The 25,271-nt window shown below is 41.2% G+C and carries 24 protein-coding genes; 22 read left to right on the plus strand and 2 right to left on the minus strand.

Features of this window, described 5'->3' with window-relative positions; genetic code table 11:
- The first annotated feature begins 261 nt into the window (after nt 1-261).
- The 17 genes from GVN16_RS02235 to GVN16_RS02315 all read left to right on the plus strand — a co-directional run bounded on the left by GVN16_RS02235 (nt 262) and on the right by GVN16_RS02315 (nt 13,981).
- A complete protein-coding gene (locus GVN16_RS02235; protein WP_166562197.1) occupies nt 262-1,098 on the plus strand; it encodes an AraC family transcriptional regulator in 837 nt (278 codons plus the stop codon).
- Between the two features lie 87 nt (nt 1,099-1,185).
- The gene (locus GVN16_RS02240) at nt 1,186-1,740 is read left to right on the plus strand and encodes a YbhB/YbcL family Raf kinase inhibitor-like protein (RefSeq protein WP_166562198.1); all 555 of its coding nucleotides are present in this window, start codon (nt 1,186-1,188) and stop codon (nt 1,738-1,740) included.
- A 174-nt stretch (nt 1,741-1,914) separates the two neighbouring features.
- Nucleotides 1,915-2,787 carry a helix-turn-helix transcriptional regulator gene (locus tag GVN16_RS02245; protein WP_166562199.1) on the plus strand — a complete coding sequence of 291 codons (873 nt, stop codon included), beginning with the start codon at nt 1,915-1,917 and terminating at the stop codon, nt 2,785-2,787.
- A gap of 83 nt (nt 2,788-2,870) precedes the next feature.
- Nucleotides 2,871-3,731 (plus strand): nuclear transport factor 2 family protein, encoded by an 861-nt coding sequence (locus GVN16_RS02250; RefSeq protein ID WP_229244006.1) that lies wholly within the window; start codon nt 2,871-2,873, stop codon nt 3,729-3,731.
- Nucleotides 3,732-4,049: 318 nt separating this feature from the next.
- The gene (locus GVN16_RS02255; protein ID WP_166562200.1) at nt 4,050-4,889 is read left to right on the plus strand and encodes an SDR family NAD(P)-dependent oxidoreductase; all 840 of its coding nucleotides are present in this window, start codon (nt 4,050-4,052) and stop codon (nt 4,887-4,889) included.
- A gap of 30 nt (nt 4,890-4,919) precedes the next feature.
- Entirely contained in the window at nt 4,920-5,798 is an 879-nt protein-coding gene (locus GVN16_RS02260; RefSeq protein ID WP_166562201.1) for an AraC family transcriptional regulator, read from the plus strand.
- A gap of 96 nt (nt 5,799-5,894) precedes the next feature.
- Nucleotides 5,895-7,034: an aldo/keto reductase gene (locus GVN16_RS02265; RefSeq protein WP_166562202.1), complete on the plus strand. Its 1,140-nt coding sequence runs from the start codon at nt 5,895-5,897 to the stop codon at nt 7,032-7,034.
- Nucleotides 7,035-7,148: 114 nt separating this feature from the next.
- Entirely contained in the window at nt 7,149-7,490 is a 342-nt protein-coding gene (locus GVN16_RS02270; protein WP_409013158.1) for a MoaF-related domain-containing protein, read from the plus strand.
- Nucleotides 7,491-7,536: 46 nt separating this feature from the next.
- Complete coding sequence (locus GVN16_RS02275) at nt 7,537-8,685, plus strand: peptidogalycan biosysnthesis protein (protein WP_166562204.1); 1,149 nt, start codon at nt 7,537-7,539, stop codon at nt 8,683-8,685.
- A gap of 174 nt (nt 8,686-8,859) precedes the next feature.
- Nucleotides 8,860-9,465: an NAD(P)H-dependent oxidoreductase gene (locus GVN16_RS02280; RefSeq protein ID WP_166562205.1), complete on the plus strand. Its 606-nt coding sequence runs from the start codon at nt 8,860-8,862 to the stop codon at nt 9,463-9,465.
- 642 nt (nt 9,466-10,107) lie between these two features.
- On the plus strand, nt 10,108-10,575 hold the full coding sequence (locus GVN16_RS25985; RefSeq protein WP_205748765.1) for an alpha/beta fold hydrolase: 468 nt from the start codon (nt 10,108-10,110) through the stop codon (nt 10,573-10,575).
- A gap of 99 nt (nt 10,576-10,674) precedes the next feature.
- Nucleotides 10,675-10,962 carry a hypothetical protein gene (locus GVN16_RS25990; RefSeq protein WP_205748766.1) on the plus strand — a complete coding sequence of 96 codons (288 nt, stop codon included), beginning with the start codon at nt 10,675-10,677 and terminating at the stop codon, nt 10,960-10,962.
- A 74-nt stretch (nt 10,963-11,036) separates the two neighbouring features.
- The gene (locus GVN16_RS26320) at nt 11,037-11,222 is read left to right on the plus strand and encodes a helix-turn-helix transcriptional regulator (RefSeq protein WP_205748767.1); all 186 of its coding nucleotides are present in this window, start codon (nt 11,037-11,039) and stop codon (nt 11,220-11,222) included.
- 132 nt (nt 11,223-11,354) lie between these two features.
- Nucleotides 11,355-11,846, plus strand: a complete 492-nt coding sequence (locus GVN16_RS02300) for an SRPBCC domain-containing protein (RefSeq protein ID WP_166562206.1) — start codon at nt 11,355-11,357, stop codon at nt 11,844-11,846.
- A gap of 10 nt (nt 11,847-11,856) precedes the next feature.
- The gene (locus tag GVN16_RS02305) at nt 11,857-12,732 is read left to right on the plus strand and encodes an alpha/beta fold hydrolase (RefSeq protein ID WP_166562207.1); all 876 of its coding nucleotides are present in this window, start codon (nt 11,857-11,859) and stop codon (nt 12,730-12,732) included.
- 143 nt (nt 12,733-12,875) lie between these two features.
- Nucleotides 12,876-13,334, plus strand: a complete 459-nt coding sequence (locus tag GVN16_RS02310; RefSeq protein ID WP_166562208.1) for an SRPBCC domain-containing protein — start codon at nt 12,876-12,878, stop codon at nt 13,332-13,334.
- A gap of 200 nt (nt 13,335-13,534) precedes the next feature.
- Entirely contained in the window at nt 13,535-13,981 is a 447-nt protein-coding gene (locus GVN16_RS02315; protein ID WP_166562209.1) for an SRPBCC domain-containing protein, read from the plus strand.
- Nucleotides 13,982-14,398: 417 nt separating this feature from the next.
- Here the strand turns inward: GVN16_RS02315 and GVN16_RS02320 are convergent, their stop codons facing one another.
- Complete coding sequence (locus GVN16_RS02320) at nt 14,399-15,694, minus strand: SusD/RagB family nutrient-binding outer membrane lipoprotein (protein WP_166562210.1); 1,296 nt, start codon at nt 15,692-15,694, stop codon at nt 14,399-14,401.
- A gap of 12 nt (nt 15,695-15,706) precedes the next feature.
- Complete coding sequence (locus tag GVN16_RS02325; protein WP_166562211.1) at nt 15,707-18,949, minus strand: SusC/RagA family TonB-linked outer membrane protein; 3,243 nt, start codon at nt 18,947-18,949, stop codon at nt 15,707-15,709.
- A gap of 330 nt (nt 18,950-19,279) precedes the next feature.
- Between GVN16_RS02325 and GVN16_RS02330 the strand changes: the two genes are divergently transcribed.
- From GVN16_RS02330 to GVN16_RS02350, 5 genes are all read left to right on the plus strand, one after another.
- Nucleotides 19,280-20,653 carry an O-antigen ligase gene (locus GVN16_RS02330; protein ID WP_166562212.1) on the plus strand — a complete coding sequence of 458 codons (1,374 nt, stop codon included), beginning with the start codon at nt 19,280-19,282 and terminating at the stop codon, nt 20,651-20,653.
- A 5-nt stretch (nt 20,654-20,658) separates the two neighbouring features.
- The gene (locus GVN16_RS02335) at nt 20,659-21,051 is read left to right on the plus strand and encodes a response regulator transcription factor (RefSeq protein WP_229244008.1); all 393 of its coding nucleotides are present in this window, start codon (nt 20,659-20,661) and stop codon (nt 21,049-21,051) included.
- 80 nt (nt 21,052-21,131) lie between these two features.
- The gene (locus tag GVN16_RS02340; RefSeq protein WP_166562214.1) at nt 21,132-22,391 is read left to right on the plus strand and encodes a sugar transferase; all 1,260 of its coding nucleotides are present in this window, start codon (nt 21,132-21,134) and stop codon (nt 22,389-22,391) included.
- A gap of 6 nt (nt 22,392-22,397) precedes the next feature.
- On the plus strand, nt 22,398-23,096 hold the full coding sequence (locus GVN16_RS02345) for a TolC family protein (protein ID WP_166562215.1): 699 nt from the start codon (nt 22,398-22,400) through the stop codon (nt 23,094-23,096).
- Nucleotide 23,097: 1 nt separating this feature from the next.
- Nucleotides 23,098-25,242 carry a hypothetical protein gene (locus GVN16_RS02350; RefSeq protein WP_166562216.1) on the plus strand — a complete coding sequence of 715 codons (2,145 nt, stop codon included), beginning with the start codon at nt 23,098-23,100 and terminating at the stop codon, nt 25,240-25,242.
- The last annotated feature ends 29 nt before the right edge of the window (nt 25,243-25,271 follow it).

Genomic DNA, 25,271 nt, shown 5'->3' on the forward strand with positions numbered 1-25,271 from the left:
ATCATGCCATTAAGCATCACCCGGTGTCAATAAAAAAGCTGTCTCTTCCGAAAGAAACGGCCTTTACCATTTCATCCTTGCCGCTACTATTCACGGGTTAATACTGTTGACTTAAGCGATATTGACGGGCATAAAAAACGTTAAATAAGGGTTACGACGCGAATAGTACAGAACAATACAAGAAGCATGACAAAATTTCGTACATTTGGGAGTTTTGGTTATTACTTCACAAAAGTGTATAAAAACGAATAAAAGATGTGAATGAAAACAATTACACTACCCGACGAATTAATTTCAGATGATTTACAATCCGTTCAGGTTTTTGACTACCGCAGCTCAAAAGAAATTGCTAAACAGCAAATTATTCTGAATCAAAATACATTTAGTTTTTTAACTGAGGGGCATAAAGAAGTTGTTTTTGACAACTCAACTTTATCAATCGACAATTCCAGATTTCTCATCATGAAGTCAGGACATTGCCTGATGACCGAAAAACTCTCAGACATCAAAAATTATAGAAGTATACTTCTGTTCTTTACTAATGAAGTCCTGTTAAAATTCATGCGGAAAGCCGAACTGCCTAAAACCGGATCAACCGAATATAAATCCGTTTACTCATTCGGATACGATGAATTTATCCAACGCTTTGTAAACAGCTTGCTGGATATTTCCAAACTTTCAAGGAAGATACAGAAGAAATTGCTGGAAGTGAAGTTTGAAGAGATAATGCTCTATATTACAGAAATATACGGAACTGAGTTCCTATACTCGCTGACAGTAAACAGTGACGATACTACGCAAAAATTCATCCGGACCATTGAAAGCAATCAACTGAGTAAGCTGACATTAAAGGAATTGGCGTTTTTGTGTAATATGAGTATCTCTACATTCAAGCGGGAATTTGAAAAACACTACTCTGAATCGCCTGTCAGGTGGCTTCAAAATAAAAGACTGGAACACGCACATTATTTGCTTAACCAGGAGCAGAAAAAATCGTCCGAGATTTATCTTGAAGTTGGTTACGAGAATTTATCGAGCTTTACTCAGGCTTATAAATCGAAATACGGGATCACACCCAAACAGCATCATAAAAATTGAGCTTTTGGCGACAGTTTTTGAACGTCCTCCTGAATTAATTCTGAATCGAACAGCCTAATTTTGTCTGACATTTAAAATCGTAATAAAATGAAAAAAACAAATTTAATTTTAGGGCTGTCCCTGATTTTCTCAACGGCACTTTTCGGGCAGAAGACATTTACTTTATCAAGTAAGGATTTGGGCGGAGAAACCACTAAAATGCAAGAGTTCAACGGGTTTGGATGTTCGGGAGACAACCTATCGCCTCAACTATCCTGGAAAAATGCACCCGAAGGGACAGAAAGTTTTGCTATTACAATGTATGACCCTGATGCACCTACGGGAAGTGGGTTTTGGCATTGGGTTGTATTTGATATTCCATCGGACATAAACGAGTTAGTGACAAACGCAGGCAATGTTAAACTTAATTTAGCACCTAAAGGAGCCATACAAAGCAAAACAGACTACGGAATTAATGGTTTTGGAGGTCCTTGCCCACCTGTTGGCCACGGTTTTCATCAGTACATCATAACGGTTCATGCGTTAAAAACTGACAAATTAGGACTTGACGGAAACATTAATCCTGCTGTTGTTGGTTTTTATCTCTGGAATAATACGCTTGCAAAAGCAAGTATTGTAGCCTATTACAAACGGGACAAATAGCATTAACAAAATAGTTATGCCCACAACATCGGTTTGGCAAAAGCGGGGCGACATTGCTCAATTCGACATTTGTGCTTATATTTGGCATTAGTGTTTACTTGAGCAATGGTGCATTAAATCCCTGTCTTTGCCAGGCCGGAAAACTTTATTGTTAATTGTGCCAACACCCTGCAGATGACAACAGACATCATAAAATACGACTTCAAGACAGGACTTCCGCAGGAATTTGAAATTGTGGACATCGCAAGATTATACAAAGAGTTCAAAGGCACTTTAACCACAACACACAGGACAGACTTTTACCACATCATTTGGTTTCAGCAGGGTAGCCCAACGCATTTGGTTGACTTCAAACCAATTAAAATTAAGTCCAACACCTTATTGTTTTTAAATAAAGACATCGTTCAACGTTTTGATGACAAAAGCAAATTCGGAGGAAAAGCCATTTTGTTTACCGACAGTTTTTTCTGCAAGACTGAAGCCGACCATAAGTTTTTACGAAACAGTATTCTGTTCAATGACTTGTTTTCAGTTTCTCAAATTCAAGCCCAAAAGCAATCAAAATTATTTTCGGATCTGCTCCAACAAATGACGGACGAACTTCAAGGCATCAAAGACAATTCCCAAGCCGACATTTTACAAAACTTACTGCATAATTTCTTGCTTCATTCGGAAAGAGAAAGACGCAAACAAAACTTTACCGAAATAAAAAAAGGTGCAGACCTTGATTACGTCATGCTCTTTAAAGACCTTTTGGAAACTGATTATAAAAATCAAAAGCAAGTCAATTACTACGCCAAACAAATAATCATTACCGAAAAACGCCTGAACCAGGCCACTGCAAAGATTTTGGGCAAATCGCCTAAAGAACTCATTGACGACCGGGTACTTTTAGAAGCCAAAAGAATTTTAGCTCACACTACCGAGAGCGTAAAGGAAATTGCCTATAACCTGGGCTTTGAAGAGCCTACCAATTTCATCAAATACTTCAAAAAACACTCGACACTTACGCCAAGCGAATTTAGAGAAAAAAATACCCTGGCGTAAAAGTATCACTCAAAGGCTTATTCTTACCTTTTCCATTTTTACCGTTTGTAGCACCTTTGCATTGTAATTAAAAACAAAGCAAAATGAACAAAATAATTTTAGCTGCAACGATAATTTCAGGACTTGGATTGTCGACGGCAAACGCACAAAACAAGTCAATTTCTAAAACAAAAAAAACAGTAAAAATGGAAAACAAACAACAAGTAGTAAGCCTGCTGAAAGCAATTGAAACAGGGGCGGCAGAACCCATCGGATACATTAATCCAAACAAATACATTCAGCACAATTTAGGTGCGGCAGACGGACTTGCGGGCTTTGGGGCACTATTGCAGGCTTTACCACCCAACTCTGCAAAAGTCAATACAGTCCGTGCCTTTCAGGACGGAGATTTTGTTTTCACTCATACGGACTATGATTTTTTCGGCCCTAAAACCGGCTTTGACATTTTCCGGTTTGAAGATGGTAAAATTGTAGAACATTGGGACAATTTGCAAGAAACGGCAATGCCAAATCCAAGTGGACATACAATGATTGACGGAGCAACTGAACTCAAAGACCTTGACAAAACAGAAGCAAACAAAACTTTGGTCAGAAGTTTTGTGGACGACATTTTAGTGAATGGGAAAATGGAGAAGTTAGCCGGCTACTTTGATGGCGACAACTACATTCAACACAATCCAGCCATTCCAGACCAACTTTCAGGACTTGGTAAGACACTCGAAGCACTTGGCAAACAAGGCATCTTTCTGAAATACGACAAAATCCACAGAGTGCTTGGAGAAGGAAATTTTGTATTGGTTGTAAGCGAAGGACATTTCGGAAAAAGCCACAATTCTTTCTACGATTTATTCCGTGTAGAAAATGGTAAAATCGCTGAACATTGGGACGTTATTGAACCCATAGCACCAAAAGAAACCTGGAAAAACAACAACGGAAAATTCTGACAGACTTCATTTACAGGCAGACAAAAGCCATTCTCATTTTTGGGAGTGGCTTTCTTGTGGGCGGGAAACTACTGCCGCTTACAAGGTATTTGCAGAAGAAGGGCTGAAGTACAAACTTCAGCTTTTGTGCTTCTATTAAACTTTTGTACGTTAGTGGAACGCTAAGTACATCTATTGCCCCACCTACATCTTACCAACAAGAACATGCAGACAAAAACACACTACAATCAGTAATTTGTTTCCTTTTTTATAGTGGAATGTTTCTCTTACTTTTTTTAGCAGTTTTTACATTTGTGACTCGCAAATAAAAATTAAAAAATGGCAAAAAGTAAAATTTATCTAATAACAGGTGCAGGTAGCGGACTTGGATTGGAAGTAGCAAAAACAGCACTTGCGGAAGGCAATAAGGTGGTTGCAACAGGCAGAGATGCCAACAAAATATCAAAAGCAATCAATAATACAACCGATAATTTGTTGGTAGTACAAATGGACGTTACTAAAACAAATGAAATAATTGCGGTTGTAAATTCGGCCATTGAAAAATTCGGAACAATTGATGTGCTCGTGAACAATGCAGGAAACTTCTATGCAGGTTTCTTTGAAGGATTGAGTCAAAATCAGGTGGAACAACAAATTGCAACAAACTTGTTTGGACCTATGAATGTTACACGGGCGATTTTACCATTGATGAGAAAAAATAAATCAGGGCATATCATCACCATTACATCTACTGCCGCTTTGGTGGGTTATGAACTTTGTACGGCTTATGCCGCTTCCAAATTTGGATTAGAAGGTTTTATGGAATCCTTACAAATGGAAGTCGCACCATTTGGCATAAATACAACTATTGTAGAGCCAGGCTTTTTTAGAACAGAGCTATTGGGAACTTCGTCCATACAATGGTCAGAAATCGAAATAGCAGACTATGCAGAACGTTTGGCAATGCTTCGCCCAAATTGGGAATATAGGAACGGCAAACAAGGTGGCGACCCGGTAAAATTTGCCACAGCATTACTTAAAATTACCAATGAAGATACACCGCCAAAACGTTGGATGGCAGGTGCAGACTGTTTGGCAGAAGTGGAAAGGAAAATAACGGAATTACAAGAGCAAGCAAGGGCTTATCGTGAATTATCTTTGTCACTTTCTTATGAATAAATACTAATCAGAAATTTCTAACTTTGTGGAATGAAATTATTTAAAGACTTCAAAACTTACAATGAATATTTAGGGGTGTCAAAACCGTTAGATAATGATATTGACATTGGGTATTACGAACCGGCGACTATGCTTCTAAAGTCGGACCCTGTAATGATTGATTTCTACAGAGTTTCTTTTAAAATAAATTTTACAGATAAAACAACACCGAACGCTAAACCTATTACTGCGGTATTTTTCAACAGTCCGGAAATGGTGGGAGGTTGGGATATTGAACCCACATTTTCGGGAATGTATTTGCAACTTTCTAAAAAAATTATTGAAGAAAATCGTTTTTTGTTTAAAAATTATTTGGACTATGGACTGCACGAAGCTCTGTTTTTAACTGAAAGCGAATTAGAGGAAATTAGCACCTTATACGGTTTAATGATAAAATATTATAACCAGGATAAACAAAATTATGGCGTACTTCTTTCTTATGTAAATGTATTAATATCATTGGTAGAAGCATTTTATAAAAGACAATTTTCTGCCGACCCAAAACATTACAACCGTATCGTAACAGATTTTCAACAAAGCCTGAAAGATTATTACAATGCACCGGTAAGTCAATCACCAAATGTTCAATTTTTTGCTGATAAATTAGGCTTAACACCAAACTATTTTGGCGACATCATCAAACACTTTACCCAAAAATCTCCTATTGAAAACATTCACGAATTTGTAATCACGAAAGCAAAAGAAATGCTTGAAAAAAGAACCGATTTAAACAATACAGAAATTGCTTACGAATTAGGCTTTGAATATCCAAACTACTTTGCCAGGTTTTTTAAAAAACAAGTCAATCTCACCCCAAAAGAATATCGACTTAAGGTATTAGACAAACAATCTGCTATGGAACGAATGTAACCCAATCAGTAATTTGTTTCCTTTTTTGTAGTAATATCTACCTTCTGTTTATTTTGCCTGTGTCTACCTTTGTTTTGTAATCAAAACATTAAGGATATGGAAAATAATTCTTCTGAAAAAAAAGGAGAGAGTTCAAGACGAGGGTTCCTTCAACAATCTGCCATTCCAGGAATAGGTTTGCTTTTTGCCACCAATTTGTTAGCTGAATCCGCCAATCAAACCGAGATCAGGCATAACAAAGGAAAAGGAGATAATTTAAAAAAAAGAAAATTAGGAAAATTAGAAGTCTCAGCTTTGGGAGCTGGCTGTATGAGCATTAGTGCAAACTATGGTGCAGCAGCAGATAAGAAACAAGGCATCAAAACAATCCGTGAAGCCTATGAAAAAGGTGTTACGTTTTTTGACACCGCCGAAGTATATGGTCCATATACAAATGAACAATTAGTAGGCGAAGCATTAGCACCATTTAGAGATAAAGTATCTATTGCATCGAAGTTTGGCTTTGAAATTGGTGGCCCGAATATCGCTTTAAACAGCAAGCCAGACCATATCAGGAAAGTAGTTGAAGAATCATTGAGGCGATTGAGGACTGACAGGATTGACCTTTATTATCAACATAGGGTTGACCCAAATGTACCAATAGAAGACGTTGCAGGAGCGGTAAAAGACTTAATCAAAGAAGGAAAAGTTTTGCACTTTGGCTTGTCCGAAGCAAGTACAAAAACCATTCGTAAAGCACATTCTGTACAACCAATTTCAGCCATACAATCTGAATATTCTTTTATGGAAAGAAGTGTTGAGAAAAACGGTGTTTTAGCAGTTTGTGAAGAATTGGGAATTGGCTTTGTTCCATGGGGCCCTTTAGGAATGGGTTATTTAACAGGTAAACTAAATGCCCAGACTTCATTTGACAGCAAGTTAGATTTACGTTCAGCATTTGACCGTTTCAATTCTGACAACCTGGCTTCAAATATGCCAATTGTAAATTTACTCAACCGTCTTGCATCAAAGAAAAATGCAACTTCTTCTCAAGTTGCTTTGGCATGGTTAATGGCACAAAAATCATTCATTGTTCCCATTCCCGGCACAAGAAACATTCCACATTTAAATGAGAATTTTGGGGCATTAGACGTTCAATTAACGGCAACTGATTTGAACGAATTAGAAACAGATTATGCAAAATTAAAAGTGTATGGTGGCAGAATGAATGCAATGCAAATGACTTTTTGCGAATAAGAATTACACAAAATTTAAACATGAGAAAATTAGGAACCATCATAATTTTAAGCGGAATATTTTTTACGTCTTGTTGTAGCAATAAACTGCATTGCAAAAAATCCAACAAAAGAATTGGTATACACAAAATCAGACTACGCTTTAATAGGCAAAAAAGGAATTACAACATTTCCTAAAATGAAGGTAGAAACAAACTACATTTCAGACAGTACGATGCACTGGAAGACAACTAACAGTAAAGGTATAGTTGCCGAAGGAGATGAAAAAATAAGCTATGAGAAATTGACAGATAACTTGCATTTCCTGAACTGGGTAGAAAAAAATGGTTATGTAATTAGCCTGATCATAAATACAAAAGATGGGAAGGTCAAAGCCTTTTGGAGTTTTAATGATGAAATGGCCAGAGGGAAAAGAAATTCAACGTTTACAGATGGTAAATTTGAGTTTGTAAATTAATACCAACAAAAAGGATAATTTTGATTAAAAAAACACCTCAAAAAAATTGAAAACAACTTATTCTTTCAAGATATTCACCAATGTAACCGACTTGCCTTTAGAATGGGATTCATTGAGTACCAAAAATGTATTTTTGACTACACCATACCTCGAAGTTCTCGAAAAATCGGCTCCAGCCAACATGGTCTGCCATTTTATTGGGATTTACCAGGAAGATGAATTGGTTGGCATTGCACTTTCGCAATTTTTGAATTTAAATCAATTAGAATCTTTAGGGAATAGAGATAAGTGCATAACAACAGCTATTCGAAATACTGTTTTCAAAAACCTTATTTCACATATTCTGATTATTGGAAACAATATGTTCACAGGTCAGAATGCCTTTTCTTTTTTGGATGAAACAGATAAAATCGAAGCATTGAAAACCTTAAAAATGGCTTCTGGAAGATTGAAAACAATTTTTAAGAACAAAGGACTAAAAGTACATATTACCACTTTTAAAGATTTTGAAAACGAGGAAGTGACATCATTTCGGCAAGCTGGCTTTCTACAATATTTTCAATTTACGACTCAACCCAGTATGGTATTTGATATTCCTAACCAATGGAAAACAGAGCAAGATTATATCAATGCTTTGTCTAAAAAATATCGTGACCAATACAAGCGGGCGAGGAAAAAATCCGAAGGCATCGAAAAAAGAAAGATGAATTTGGAAGACATAATTAAATACGAAGACACTATTTACAATATGTATCATCATGTAGCTAAAAATGCCTATTTCAATACTTTTTTTCTTACCAAAAACCACTTTCGAGTCTTTAAAGAATTATTGAAAGACAAGTTCCTTTTTTTTGGCTATTTCATGGATGAAAAACTGATTGGGTTTAATACATTGGTTGAAAACGGAACAATCATGGATACTTATTTTTTGGGATACGATGAAAGCATTCAACGTAAAAAAATGGTGTATTTGAATATGCTTTACGACATGGTTGCTTATTCCATAAATAAAGGTTTTGAAAAAATAATCTTTGCAAGAACCGCTTTGGAAATCAAGAGTTCCATTGGTGCTAAACCACAAGAAATGTACGGTTTTGCAAAACACAGCAATTTGATTGCAGACCTTACATTTGAAAAAGCTTTTAATTACTTGGAGCCAAAAGTAGTTTGGCAAGAACGAAACCCTTTTAATTAGGTAGATGAATACCCTGATTATTTTCCAAATTATTCAAAAAGCTAGCAAGCCTAACCTTAAAAGAATATCGGTTTATTTCAATCAGTAAATTGTTTCCTTTTTTGAAGTAGAATGTTTCCGGCCTTCGTCTTACGAAGTTTTAATTTTGTACCATAATCACAAAACAAATTTAAAATGGCAGAAACAAAAAAAGTATTGCTTATCAATACACATTTGACCTATCCAAATTGGACAGAAGGAACTCTGAACAACTCATTTTTTAAAGTTGCAAAAGACTTTTTTGAAGCCAATGCTTGCGAAGTTTTAGAAACAATAATTGAAGATGGTTACCAACCAGACGAAGAAGTTAAAAAACACGTACAGGCCGATATCGTAATTTTGCAAACACCCATCAATTGGTTTGGAGCACCCTGGATTTACAAAAAATATGTGGACGAAGTTTTTAACAGTGCCCTGTTTAGTAAATCATTCCTGACTGGTGACGGCAGAACACCCGAAAACCCGGCTGCTCAATATGGAACAGGCGGACTAATGCAAGGCAAAAAATTTATGATTTCAGCTACGTGGAATGCACCAACAGAAGCATTTGATAACCCTGACCAAACCTTACTTCAAGGCAAAGGTTTATCAGATATGTTCTTACCCATTACAAGCAACTATCGTTTTTGTGGTTACGACATTTTAGACAGTTTTAATTGCTTCAACATTTACAGACGAACAGATATTGCCAAAGACGTTGCAAATTATCCGTCTCATTTAGCAAAAGTTCTAGGCTTATAAAACGGACGGAACAAACCCTTCGAAAAAACAGGAGGTAGAAGGTATCACAATGAATACGACACGATGCACAAGGTATTAGGTGAAGGCAATTTTGTTTTAGTTCTTAGAGAAGGACATCTTGCAGGTAAGCACACTTCATTTTACGACTTGTTTAGAGCTGATAATTGAAAAGTTACCATGCATTGGGACATTATTGAACCCATAGCACCAAAAGAAAGCTGGAAAAACAACAACGGGAAATTCTGACAGACTTCATTTACAGGCAGACAAAAGCCATTCTCATTTTTGGGAATGGCTTTCTTGTAGGCGGAAAACTACTGCCGCTAACATTGGTTTGTCAAAATAGGGGCGGACGGAATTTTATTTCCCCTTCGACAACGCCTGTCCATTACCAATGTTGGACGATCACACAAACCAAACAACAGCCAAAAAAATGATAAAAAAATAGCTTACGACTTTACGCCAATCAAAGACAATGTTTTAAGACACTTTATGACAACAAATCCGTGAGAATCTGCAAGACCACTATTAGTTGTCAGAAAGCAACTGAATATAGCGTATCTACAACTTTAAGTAGCCGGTTTTATTTGCACTACGCCCACCGGACAAAATAACTTTGCAGCATCAAAAAACAAAAAAAGTATGATGCTAAATTCAAAACCAATTGGCAATAAAATTGCCTTATCTGAGAAAAACGAAAATCTATCACATAGTCAGTTTGCCTGGACGGGTATGGTCTCTATTGACGATACAGCCTTATCCGTCACCGACACTGGTGGTTCTGGGATTCCTGTAATCTACCTTAATGGTCAGTTTGCCAATCAGGGGTATTGGCGGAAAGTCATTGTTGAGCTCGGCTCAGAATTCAGACATATTACTTTTGACGAACGGGCAAGAGGCAAAAAATCGAAGAAGTCAGCCGACTATTCCTTCGATACTTGTGTTAAGGATGTTGATGCTATTCTTGCCGCTAGAGGCGTAGAGCAGGCATTGGTGGTGGGTTGGTCGTACGGAGCATTCGTGGCAGCTCATTGGGCAAGTCGCAATCCCGACCGTTGTTTGGGTGCAGTTCTGGTTGACGGTGCACAGCCTTATGACTGGATGAACTAGAAAATAGAAACGCGTATCAGGAAACTTTTCCGATGGCTAAACCCATTAATGTGGGTATTGCGACCAACGGGGCTGACTCCTCGTATAAGTGCCTCTAAGATGGCAGAAATTAACATTGAGCTAGGTCGAATAGCCAGCGTAAACAAACTGAGTCCGGTTATGGACAAAATTACGACACCTACAAGGTATGTACTTGCATCCGGAGCGTCATTCGGAAGCAAAGGTGACGAGCAAGAACTAATTCGTACCGGGGTTAATGCGGTAATAGAACGTAATCCGAAAATCAAAATAAGTGCAAAGGTTTCGAGCAATCACGATGCTATTCTGAAAAAAGATTTCCGTGCTGTCGCCAACGCGGTCCGTGAACTTGCCAGTATTAAAGGATAAGGAGATGACAACAAAATAACTTGTAATATTCCATAAAATAAATTTTATAAAGTCAAAATCAATCGGCAATAAAATTGCCAAAGCAGGAAAAAATCAATCTTTCGCAAGCAGTTAGTCCACAGGCAGCAGGCAAATGGGAAAGAGGTGAATCAGCTCCAGACATCACGAAATCAAACCGACTTGCAGAAATTTTCGGAGTTCCCAAAATGCAAAACCCGACATTTCCTCATAAAAAAATCAAAATAAATTTGCGAAACTAAATAGTTGCACATATATTCGCAACCGATTAGTTTCATTAATAACTAGCAAGGTGTCAGAACAATACAGAAAAATCCGGGAAACCAGATTCAATCAAACTGACAATTTATCAGCAACCATTAAAAAAATAAAAAGTGAACAGTAGTTTATTATTCAACTTTAAAGTTGACAAATCAACAAACACCGTATTTGTAGACAAAGAGTTTGATGCTGAACTTTCACTCGTATGGGATGCATTTACAAAGCCGGAAATTCTTGACCAGTGGTGGGCACCAAAGCCATTTATTTCAAAAACAAAATATATGGATTTCAGAGTTGGAGGTAAAAGGTTTTACGCAATGGTAAACCCGGAAGGAACGGAAATAGGTTGGCAAATATTTAACTATACTTCTGTTACACCCAAATCAAATTTTAAATGCCTCAGTTCTTTTACAGATAAGGACGAAACGCCGATTCTGCCAGCTACAAACTGGGACCTGGCTTTTAGTGAACGAAACAGAATCACTAAAGTCTGTATTTCAATTTACTTTGAATCACTTGAAGAATTGGAAAAAATGACAGAAATGGGCTTCAAAGAAGGATTTACAGCAACATTAAACGAACTGAACGAATTATTAACCTCTTAAAAATAACACTATGAAAAGAGTATTTAACGGATTCAACGCCCCCAGACTCATATCAGTAGTTGCCATACTTTTCTTTACAGTATTTCAATCTAACGGGCAACAGAATAAACCCGACGCCAGTGGTTACGCACCAGTTAACGGCATTAAGGTTTATTACGAAGTATATGGAAAGGGCAAGCCCATCGTATTGCTGCACGGTGCTTTTTATGACATTAACATGAATTGGGGTGAATTAATACCTGAATTGTCAAAAACAAGAAAAGTTATCGCCATTGAATTCCAGGGACACGGACACTCCCCTTTTTCAGAGAGAAAATTAGACATTGTCAGCCTTGCAAGTGATGTGGAAGGAGTAATGAACCATTTAAAAATTGATAGTGCTGATGTGGCGGCCTATAGTATGGGCGGTTCTATAGCTTACCAATTCGCCATAAACTACCCTGAACGATTAAGAAAATTAGTGATTATTTCTTCTACTTACAAATCCGGTGGCTGGTTACCGGAAGTAAACGGTGCATTTGAGGATTTTAAGCCTGAATTTTTTGATAACACGCCATTGAAAGCTGCATACGATGCGGTAGCACCAGACAAAACCAAATGGAGAAAGTTCTTACAACAAATGATTGAGTTTGCAGGAGAGCCGTTTGACTGCGGTGACTCCAATATTGCAAAAATTACTTCGCCGGTATTGCTCATCTCAGGCGACAATGATGGCCTGGATAAAATTGAGTTGATGAAAACTTATCAACTCCTCGGAGGTGGTGTAGTTGCCGATATGGCACCGATGCCAAAATCGCATTTAGCTATAGTCCCTTCACAGGGACACGTAACCCTGATGATGCAGACGAAAACAATATTAGGGTACCTGGATGATTTTTTAAAGTAAACCATTCCGATTTTCAATCCGGCTTTTTGTTGGTATCTTCATAATCCGTTTCCCAATTTGGCGGTTACAGGCTATGTTAAACGACAGCTAAGTATGAAGGAAAATAAAGAAACAAAAGATTAATTTAAACCTATATCGATATTATGGAAAAATTACAATTCAAAGTAAACATCAATGCACCTGTGACCAAGGTATATGATGTTATGCTTGGCCTGGGCAGTAAATCAACTTATGAACAATGGGTTGCTTTGTTTAACCCGACATCCACCTATGAAGGGAACTGGGACAAAGGAAGTAAAATCCTGTTTGTGGGCGTCGATGAGAATGGAGAAAAGGGAGGTATGGTTTCCAGGATAACTGAAAACGTTCCCCACCGCTTTGTTTCTATTCAGCATTATGGTCTTTTAACAGCCGGCGAGGAAATTACAGAAGGGCCGGACGTTGAAAAATGGGCAAACGGATTTGAAAACTACACTTTCGAAGAAAACAACGGGGCTACCACCGTTACGGTTGACCTGGACACCACTGAAGATTTTGTAGATTATATGAACGAGACCTACCCTACAGCACTCGGTAAGCTGAAAGAAATCTGTGAAAAATAACCGTTTGCCGGGGCAGGTTGTACAAGGTTCATAGGCTGGCGTGCCGGACCGCAACGTCAGCATCATTTTGTGCTAAAAACGCTCTCGTTTGACAATATGAATAAGGATGAAGTGCGGCTTTGGTTCTCAAGCTGCGTTCATCATAACGGGTTGCTCCTCTGAACCGAAAATATCACCCCCGGCAATCAAAAAAATTAAGCATGATAACCAATGATTCTTCCGTATTTATTGAACACACTTTCGGGAGCCCTGTAGAAAAAGTATGGGATGCCTGGACAAATCCAAGCCAGATAATGAATTGGTTTGGCTCTGATCCCAATGGAAAAGTCTTACAGGCAGAGCTTGATGTAAGGCCGGGAGGCTACTTTGAAGTAACATTTCGAGACTCTGACCAGACAGAGCACACCTGCAGTGGAACGTATGATGAGGTACTGCCTTTGTCTAAGCTGACTTTCAGCTGGCGGTGGAAAAGTGAACCCGATGTTGAATCATTTATTATTCTGATGTTAACTCCGGCAGGCGAATCTACCAGGATGCAGTTTGAACATAAGAATCCCGGCAGCGACTCAAAACACGATTACGTAAAAGGATGGCAAAGCACCTTTTCAAAACTGGAACGCCTGCTAAGTACTCAAACCAAATCCTGATATGGTAAAAAGAACGATGAACCGCCAGGATGGGTTTTGCATCTGAAAGTCCGATGTTCAAAGTTCAGCAAAGGTTTTTCAACTGAACAACTCCTGTGGCCCGGTTTGGCAATACTTTCCCGTTCAGACCGGATCAGCTGTGCGTCGATTTCCTACCCGGAAACAAACCTCCTGAAACATCACCTCGACACATTTCTGTTTACGCTCCTACCCTACACAGGCATGCGGACCGGAAGCACAGTTGTACCGAACGCACGCATAGATATCCCGAACGTCATCTCAATACTGACTTTGTAATTGGTCCTAAAACAAATGTGGAGATTCTATCCCTTAACTGAATTGCAGTTTAAGGAATGACTTAATAAAAAAAGGCCGCCCCTGATGAATGAGCGACCTTTAAAAAAAATTGTTTTAAGATCATTTATTGACCGGGGTCTGGACAAATATATCCACAAAACCCGGGAAGCTCGTATTGGCATTTTTCTCCACCTGAGGATAAATAAACCGCTGAGGAATCAGTTTTGAGGTACTGAGTTTTACCGGAATACCGATGGCGTTGGCCGTTCTTCTTATGTCATGATAAACCTGTAGCGAACCTATCATCGTCACATACTTCTCTTCCAGGATATGCCTGATCAGCAAGTCACCGGTAGCCGTGGTCCTGGGGAAGCTTCCGCCGTAAACCACCGCCAGGCGGTCTCTGACGTTGTTAAAAGCTGTTACTGCCGCTGTGGTATTGCCTGTTCTGGCTTGTGCTTCAGCCAGTATCAGCTGGTTTTCATACCAGTTGACGATAGGAAAAGGGGCATTGACAGCAAAATATCCGTTATCAAAATAGTTGAGTTCTTCACGGTCGAAATAGACCTCACCCCTGTTGGCATCCCCCGGAGTAGCCAGCAACCTGGCCCTTTCGCCTGTAATCAGTTTTCTCAGGTGTGACCTTGTAACGGTCATATAGCCGCCCCTTTGTTCAATGCCAAACTGGTAAAAAAGGTTTTTCTGACCAGTCACATCCGTGTGCAACGAGTGAAGACCGCCGTTTACCTTGGAAATGCCTATCAAAGCCTGTGTTCTGGCGTTGGCGTAGTCTTTCGCAATCAGGTAATACCGTGCTTTCAAAGTATGGGCAATCTCAGCCCAGGTGGCGTTGGAAGCAGTAAACAAAGCCCCCGAAGCAGTGGTGGTACCGACATTCTGGATGGCCTGGTCCAGAAGGGTCTGCACAGCCGCCAGAACGTCTTTCTGGGCATCATATTTCGGATTTGGAAACTCCAGCGGTTTACAACTCTGCACATAAGGCACATCACCATACAAAGCCGTAGCTTCACCTGCCAGAATGGCCTCCATGATCTGTGCACGACCTTTCAGCACGAGATTTTTATCGGCTTTTTCCTGCACGATACGTGCCTGGGCAATGCCCGAAGAATAAATATTGGTCCAGGTATCATCAAAGTCACCTGAAATAACATTATAAGAATCGTAGGCTAAAAACTGGCGGTCAAAACCTGTAAACTGGTCTGTGAATATACCCGCAAACCTGGCCGGCTGTGACTCGTTAAGCATCACCACCGCAATTTCAACCTGCCCGATGATCAGTTCAGGCGGAGCATCGGTAAATTGATTGGGGTTGACGTTCACCCCATCCACAAAACTTTTGCATTGACTGAGGCTGATTCCTAAAAAGAGTAATATGATGTTTCTTGCTATTTTCATTGCCTTAATTAATTAAAATCCTAATTTAACTGTGACGACATAAGAGCCTGTACCGGGGTTGGTGAAATACTCCAGACCTCTTCCTTTTGACGCTCCCGTCAGGTTGACCTCAGGGTCAAAATATTTAATAGGCGACCAGATGAACAGGTTTCTTCCCGTAAAATTAATCGAAGCAGAATTCAGCCTGATCTTTTGTACCAATGAAGCCGGGATAGTGTATCCGGCAGATACTTCTCTGAGTTTGGTCCATGAGCCGTCGACAATGAACTGCTCAGACACCGGACCAAAACCACCACCCAGGTCAGAATACCAGTCGGCGTCAAGGATAACATTACCGCCACCAAAATTGGCCACGTTTCCTCTGACTGTCGTTCCGGTCGAAACCGTTCTGCCGTCATAGGTTTTCATTTCCTGTTTGGTAACAAATTCGTTGGCTGTTTCGGGATCTATCCCGAAATATTTCAGGATACCGCTGGTTCCGGCCCAGACCTGGTTGCCCTGGAAAGTCTCAAACTGAACGGAAAGAGAAATGCCTTTCCAGCTCAGGTTAGCCCCCAGGCCGCCTTTCCACTTAGGGTTCGGATCTCCGATCACACCCTCGGAAGTTGACGGCAACGGAAAACCGTTCTGATCCAGGATCAGGTTGTTCTGACCGTCTCTCTGCCACTTACCTCCCCACAAAGCCGCGAAAGGATAACCTTCCACTACCCTTGAAGACGCCCCGGCAAAACCATCCAGGAAGAATGATTCCACACCGCTTAGGCTTTCTACCATATTCTTGTTTTTCGAGAAGTTCGCATCCAGCCTGACCTCAAGGTCATGTGTCTTCGCCAGTCTTATGCCTGCATCAATCTCAAATCCTTTGTTGGATATTTCTGCCGCATTTCTCCACACGGAAGTGTATCCTGATGACGGAGCAAGGTTAACCGGCAAAAGAGCATCGGTTGTTTTCCTGTTATAATAAGTTGTTCCTATCGTGATAAAATCATTAAAGAACCTGAAATCTCCGCCTACTTCATATTCTGTCACCAATTCCCGTTTCAGGTTCGGGTTACCGGCACTGCTGCTTCTGGCATAAGGGTTACCATAATTGCTGGCCTGCAGGAAGTCCCCCCAGGTAGAGCCCCTGTCGTAGGCTCCGTAGTTGGTGCTGCTCAGATAAGCTCCCGGCTCGATACCCACCTGCCCGAATGAAGCACGGAGTTTGGCATAATTAAGCGGTTTGAAATGCAGGTATTTATTAAACACCCACCCGGCAGACACGGAAGGATAAAATACAGCAGCAGGAAGCGTGGAAGGTAATTCGTACCTTCCGGTCATTTCAAGGTAAACCTGGTTCAGGATCTCCGCATTGATGACGGCATAAGCTCCTGACTTTTTACTCGCCTGACGACTCAGACCTACGCTTTCATTCGCAGCTATGGCATTCCCGAATATCCTCAGATCACCCACATAAGGGTTGGTAAACTGCGTAGATCCGCCGCCTAATGAAGAAAACTTAAGGCTCTCAAACTGGGAGCCGAGTATCCAGCTGAAGTTAAATTTGTCGCTGATAACATGTGTTGAAGTCAGGAAAGTATTGAAACTCGTATTCATTTCCGTCATCTCCGTGCGGCCGAACGACCCCGTGCTGGCTGCTCCGGCAGAGTTAACCGGGAAGTAACTTTCCCTCACATCATTATAGTAATCAATACCGAACCTGGAGGTCAGTGTAATGTTTTTATATAATCGCACACTTAACTCCGGATTTAAAATAAAACGGCTTACGTCATTCGGGTTTTCCTGCTCGTAGATGGTCCATCCCGGGTTGTTGTATTCGGGAGCCACGTCGCCCAGGTATTTACGGTATGATCTGTGGGCATTCAGAGTAGCCACACCACTCGGGTTATAGTAAGTTCCTTTGTAATCCCTGTTGTCAAAATCGGCCGGGGTTCTCAGATAGCCCAGGTAAAGTCCGTTCAGGTTGGATCCCTGCTGTATCCTGTCCGAATGTATTTTTGAAAAAGTCGTATTGAATTTCAACTTGGCCTTTTCGCTCAGCTTGGTTTCATTGTTGATTCTGAGGGTCGTTCTCCGGTAAGTGGAATTATCCCTGAAAATACCTTCCTGGTCCCAGTCCGAGAAGCTGAAAAAAGTACTTCCTGCGTTACTGTTAAAATTGATACCTACTGACTTATTCCAGGTAAACCCGGTCTGAAAAACCTGGTCCCTGTTGCTTTCATTATAAATTGTCTTTGAATTTTTCTGCTGGATCGGATAATAAACGTTACCGCTCTGAGACTCAAAACGCTCATTGCCGGCACGCACATCGTCTTTTGCTCCCGACCTTAAACCGATCTTGTCTCCCCAAGAAAAGCTGCTGTTCGGATCGTATAAAAAAGTATAGGCTTCACGCGAAGCTCCGGATATCCAGTACCTTGGATACCCCTGACCAAATTTAGTCTGTTTTTCAAATTCCCGGATGATGTGATCCAGCGACACCTGGTTGGAAACTTCTATGCTGACTTTTTTTCCGCCGGCTTTGCCTTTTTTGGTCTGGATCAGGATTACACCGTTGGCCGCTCCCGTACCCCACACCGCAGCGGCGGCGGCTCCTTTCAATACCGTCACGTTTTCTATGTCGTCCTGGTTAAGGTCATTCAGACGCGACTGCTGAACCACGCCGTCAACCCCGCCTCCTAGACTTGAATTTGAAATAGGCACCCCATCCAGGATAATCAAAGGACTTGATTCCCCGAAAATGGTATTCTGCCCCCTGATCTGGATATACGCTCCCGCACCCGGGTCACCTGAGTTTCTGACGACGGTCAGACCTGAGGTTTTACCGGACAAACTCTGGATCACCCCTGACTCGCCCGACCTTTTAAGGGCTGAGGCATCAATCAGCGTGGATGAACTCACGTCGTCGTCCTTTTTACGTTCCAGGCCCAGGGCTGTTAAAACCACGATTTCATTCAGCTGGCTGAGAGATTCCTCCATCACCACATTGATGATACTCTGGTTTTCTACCAAAACCTCTTTCGTTACCATTCCTATAAAACTGAAGACGATGGTCTGGCCTTTGGCAGCCTCAATAACATAATTTCCTTCTCCGTTGGTCTGGCTGCCTTTGCCTGAGCCTTTGACCTGGACGGTTACTCCCGGAAGGGCGGAGCCATCACCATTCAGTGTTACTTTGCCCGAGACACGGCTCTGAGCCTCTACCGTTAAAATTCCCAGAAACAAAAGAAAGAATAAGGGTAATTTTTTTTTCATCAAGATGACCGTTTAGATATTTCAAAAATATACGAATTATTATAGTTAAAGGTTGTCTCCAAAACCAAATGCATTATAGCCAAATTATTTGATAAAATTTAAAACTTATTATTAAAATAGGCCACAAACGTTATTTAAAGGCATAAAATCTTTAAAATGAGAGGATTTGTTTCATTCAATATTTTCTCCCTAAAATCCAGAAAAATGCCCGGTCAATAACATTTTTGTGATATTCTTTATCATTCTTTATCCTCCGAAAAGTTTGGACTAATTTTTGCAACCACCTCAAATGTGCTTATAAAACTTACATATCGGTACATTCTGCATTTTTTGCTTTTCCTGATAACAGCAGTTTCTCTGGCCTTTGTTGTTGCCAAGGGAGGTCTGGTCATTGGAATAGCTCTTCTTGCTTTACCCTTTGCTCTTGCTTACCTGGTTTTACAGATCAAGTATCCGGTGGTGGGCCTTTACACCTATCTGATTATTTCATTTATACTCAACGGTTTAGGCCGTTACCTTGATGCTCCGATGAGCGTCATGACGGACGGCATCCTGCTTCTGACTTTGCTGGCAGAATTTTTCCATCGTTTTTACTCCAAGAAATGGCCGAGTCTCAAAAACAACCCTGTGCTGATTTTTACCTATGTCTGGAGTGCCTATTGCGTATTTGAGCTCGTCAACCCCCAGTCCTTAGGTCCCGGCCCGTGGTTTTTTGCGATGAGGAGTCTGTTCTTCTATATGCTGATTATCATGATCCTGGGAATGGAGCTGATGAATACTGAAAAAGACCTCGACAGATTTTTACATATCTGGATATTCTTCTCGTGCCTGGCGGTTATTTACGGAGCCAAGCAATTGTTTTTGGGGGTAAGTGCCGTAGAACAAAAATGGCTGGATGACGGCAATGCACTGACGCATGTACTCCACGGCAAACTCAGGGTATTTTCATTTTATTCCGATGCAGGCCAGTTCGGAGCAGCCATGGGACACATTGGTCTGGTAGGAGTCATTCTGGCCCTGGGTGATTTTTCAAAGGGAAAAAAACTTTTCTACTGGATCACAGGCTTGTTTTGTTTGTGGGGTCTGGCCATTTCCGGTACGAGAGGCGGCCTTTTTGTACCCATCGCCGGATTTGCGATTTATTTCCTGCTGGTTAAAAACATGAAATTGCTGATTGTCGGCGGAGGGACAGCCCTGACTATCCTTTTTATCCTGAAATTTACATTCATAGGTCAGGGTAACTACCAGGTACAGCGTATGCGGAGTGCCCTTGACCCTACCGATGCCTCGTTCCAGGTAAGGCTTAACAATCAGAAAAAATTAAAAGAGTACCTTGCCAGCAGGCCTTTGGGCGGCGGCATCGGGTCATCAGGATACTGGGGCTTAAGGTTTCGTCCCGACACTTTCCTGGCCCAGACACCTACCGACAGCTGGTACGTAAGGGTGTGGGTTGAAACAGGGGTGGTCGGCCTCACGATCTACCTGGGGCTCTTTATTTATATCCTGATCTATTTCGGTATCAAGCTCTGGAAAATGGAACCGTCGATGATGCGGCAAAAACTCATGGCGATTTATGCGGGGGTAACGGGTGTGACGGTGGCGAATTATGGTAACCCTGTGATCGGCCAAACCCCGACCAGTACAGTCATATTTTTGGGCATAGCCTTTTTATACATTTTTACAAAAGAAGAACAAAAAACATGAACACTATGAATCATCTGCTAATAATCGATGACGAACCCAGTACACGAAAAATTCTGGAACACTTTTTGTCAACTGATTATAAAATTACCCTGAAAAGCGATGGAATGGAGGCAATGGCCTGGCTGGAAGAAGGTAATGAAACCAGTCTGATACTGGCCGATCTGAACATGCCGAACCTGAACGGGCGTGAATTCACGAAAGTGCTGAGGTCAAGTAATCTCTTCGGAGATATCCCGGTCATTATTTTATCAGGTTCCGACCAGAGCAAAGACAGGATCGAATGCCTCAATTTAGGAGCGGATGATTTCATGATCAAACCCTTTAACCCTGAAGAAGTAAAAGCCAAAATCAGGGCGATACTAAGGAGAATGAACAGTTTGAAAAAGAACATTTTTTAACAGAAGCGGGCATAGTCAAACCTCTTCAACCAGAAATTCAGAACATTTTTTACCGAAAAAAATATAACCATTCCGTTAAAATGGAAAAAGCTTCAAATACATTGTTATTCAACAGGCATGTGGATCTCCAGCAGCCCCCGGGCGGAAATGTCATTGCGGATCCCTATAACGTGCACGGCACAAAGGACTATATCCAGGTGTTCCTCATTGCCAATGACAAAGTACTGATCAATGACTTTGTGAGCAAATTCGGAGCAAACCTGAAAATCAATGTTTTTGAATCTGAAAACAGCGGCTTCGCTTATCTGAAACAAAACTACCCTCCCGATACGATCATCATTGACCGTAAAATGAACAGTTTCAAGTTCATCGAAACCGTCAGATCACTGGAATGGACCAAAAATATTCCGATCATCCTCATCACCGAACAAATCACCTCCGGGCTGATAAATGAGGCGAAGAAGATAAAAATAGACGATATTTTTCCGAAAGATTTCAGCAGCGGTGATTTACTGGAAAGGGTCAATTATTTCCAGAAAAGGATGGAATTTAAAGCCAATAACCTTTCTGAATCGGCCAATTTCAACGTAAAAATCCCTTTCTGGAAGAGGGCCTTTGATGTGCTGAGTACAGGAACAGCCCTGTTGTTGCTCTCTCCCTTGCTTATTGTGGTCTCTATCCTCATCAAACTGGATTCCAAGGGGCCGATCGTCTATAAGAGTAAAAGAGTGGGTGCCGGCTACAAGATTTTTGAGATTTACAAATTCAGGTCCATGAGGACTGACGCAGACCAGCTCATCAAGCAGATGGACTCGCTGAACATGTATTCAAAAAACACCGATACGCCTAAAATGGAAGGCTTGTGTGACAACTGCAAAGCGGGCAATACAGATGAGTGTCAGCAAAAACTCTATCTCGACGGAAAAGTCTTTTGTGAAAAACAATACAACATGGAAAAAGAAGCCAAAGTGGCTTTCATGAAGTTCCAGAATGATCCGAGGATCACCAAACTGGGGCATTTCCTCAGAAACTCCAGCATTGATGAGCTGCCTCAGCTTTTCAATATCTTTTTCGGAGATATGTCGCTGGTGGGTAACCGTCCGCTTCCCTTGTATGAAGCTGAGAAACTTACCACTGACGCCTATATCCAGCGTTTTGCAGGCCCGGGTGGTCTGACAGGCCTCTGGCAGGTGACCAAAAGAGGCAAAGGTAAACAAGACATGACCGAGGAAGAAAGAATACAACTGGACATAGAATACGCCAAAAACTTTTCTATGAAAATGGACATCAGTATTATTCTGAAGACATTCCCGGCTTTGTTCCAATCAGAAAACGTGTAAAAAAATATGAAGTTCAGACCATTAATCGTTGCTTTCCTAATCTCTGGCAGTCTGACAGCACAGGTCAATCCTGTTATTTCAGCCGCCAGCTTAAAACTGCCTTCACCGGAAGAACTGGTGGATGCCGCCATTGCCAATTCACCCCATCTGAAACAACAGGACGCTTTGTATCTGAAAAATGACTACCTTATCAAAACAGAGAAACAAAAGTGGATTTCGGGTGTAAAATTCAATTTCGAGCTGGGTTCCGGTAACCAGGCCCTGCTCATTCAGCAGGCGGTAGGTACGGTTGAATCTTACTCCAACCTGAATAACGGGTACAGGGCTACTTTAAACCTGGGCGTTTCGGCTTTTGACCTGGTCAACCGCAAGTCAGCCGTTAAAATAGCTGAATATGAAAAAAAGGCCAGCTATCAGCAAAGGGAAATCCTGATCCAGGAATTAAGACTGACCATCCTGACCCGCTATCAGACCGTACTGACCACCCTGAGAATGCTGGAGATCAGGAGTGAGGCCAAACAGGTAAACAAACAAACACGGGCCATGGCAGAAAAGGAATTTGCAGAAGGCAAGATCCCGGTATCAGATATGTCAACCGTGATCGAAAGTGCTGCCAGGGCAGACGCAGAATACGAAACCACCAGACAGACATTAATTGAAAACATAAGAGTTTTAGAAGTCCTTACGGGGAAAAAACTATTATAAAATGAGTATTATAAGACTTATACGGCTTATCCTTGATAATAAAACCTGGCTCATCCTGTTTCCGCTGGCCCTGGCCGCCGGCGTATTCTACATGACCAGGAAACAAGACAACAATTATAAAGCAAGTACCCTGATTTACACCGGGCTGGCTTCAGGATATACCATCGAATCAGAAGGAAGCGGAAAAAGTGATTATTCAAGTATCAACAACGCATTTGATAACCTGATCAATACCATTAAAGCCCGTACCACCATTGAAGAGGTAGGTTTAAGGCTTCTGGCCTCCCACCTGATGCTCAGGTATCCTGACAATGCCATTGCCAATGAAGTGACCTTTCAAAGACTTCACGAAGCATTGCCTGATTCTCTGGTCAAAAGGCTTGTGGATTATAATTCGGTTGACAACACCATCAGAAACCTGAATAACTACATTATACTTCCGAATAACCTGGTGTCTTTGAACTTACTGATTCCTGATGCGAGTATTTACGGATTGAAAGGCATTACCCGATCACTGGTAGTACAGAGGGAAGGATCAAGCGACATGGTCAAGATTGCCTATGAATCGAACGACGCCGCTGTAACCAAGAACACCCTGGTGCTTATTTCTGACGTCTTTATGAACAAACACAAAGAGCTGAAAGTCAGTGAAACAGGCAATGTTGTCTCCTATTTTGAAGAGCAACTTCAGAAGGCCAGCGAGAAATTGTACAGCTCAGAAGATAACCTCAAGGACTTTTCTACCAAAAACAAGATCGTTAATTTTGAGGAGCAGTCCAAGTACGTAGCCGAACAGGACAACCTGGTGGAACAGGAAATACAGAAGGAGAAAGCCGACCTGGAAGCAGCCAAAGCTACCTTTAAAAACCTGAACAACCGCCTGAGTTTAAGGCAGGATGTAGCCCTTAAAAATGAAAAACTGGCTGACCTGAGAGATTCACTTTCTGTTTATAATTCAAGACTTACCTTGCTTGAATTTAACCCGGATGCCAACAAAGAGTCTATCAGGAACCTGAAAAGCATCATTACGAAATTAGAGAACAAGACTAAAAGCGATATATCCGACATTTATGACATCAACAACAGCAAGAACGGGGTGCCCAACCAGATGTTGTTTACCGACTGGATCCAATCGTTTATTGACATAGACAAATCCGAGGCCAAGTTACTGATCCTGAGTGATGTTAAGAGAAATGCGGAACGTTATACCAATCAGTTTGCTCCCCTGGGAGCGAGCCTGAGCAAGCTGGAACGTGAAATCAGTGTGGCCGAGAAAGAGTACCTGGAAATTCTGCACGGATTAAACGTCAGCAAGCTTCGTGAGCAAAACCTGCTGATGTCGTCACATCTGAAGGTGATTGACCCGCCGAAATACCCTGCTGAGCCCGAAGATTCCAAAAGGCTTCTGCTGGTAGCCATTTCTTATATACTGGGCATGGTGCTGGTGATTTTTGTCATCATTGCCAGGGAGTTTTTTGACGGCTCAATGAAAAACCCGGCCAGGGCTGTAGAAGAAGTAGGCCTGCCGTTTATCGGTGCCCTGCCGTTTTACCAGCCGAGAAAGAAGTCGATCAACTATGAAAAGATGGAAAGCCAGTTGTTAAACCAGCTGATGACGGCGATCACCATCGAAACCGATTACAGCGTGAATAACAACCTGATCGTGATATGCAGCAACAGACCCAAAGAAGGCAAAAGCTATCTGGCGAGCAAACTGGCCGAAAAGCTGGAAGCCTCCATCTGCACGTCGATGTGGATACATCCGCATGAAAAGCAACCGGAGGATTACGCCTTCAATTACACGGTCACTTCGAATTTTGTGCATGCCCGCAACATCGAAGACCTTGGACTGAGAAGAGACCCGGGTTCTGTCAATTACGTATTCCTGGAACTGCCGGCGTTGTTTGACAACCCGACACCGACAAGGCTCATTGCCAATGCCAAAATGATAGTGTACCTGGTAGACGCCACCAGGAGCTGGAAACCGGCAGACAAGTTCATTCTTGACAACCTGAGGAAAATTGCAGGAGACAAGATCGTGCTTTTTGTCAATAAAGTTAAATATGATCAGCTGGAAGATCTTATCGGCGAATTGCCAAGAAAAAGATCATGGTTCAGAAGAAAAATAAAAAATATTATAGCCTGATTTCAATTTCAAAACATTAAAAAAACAAC

Origin of the sequence: Emticicia sp. CRIBPO, assembly GCF_009905725.1 — a bacterium.
GTDB lineage: Bacteria > Bacteroidota > Bacteroidia > Cytophagales > Spirosomataceae > Leadbetterella.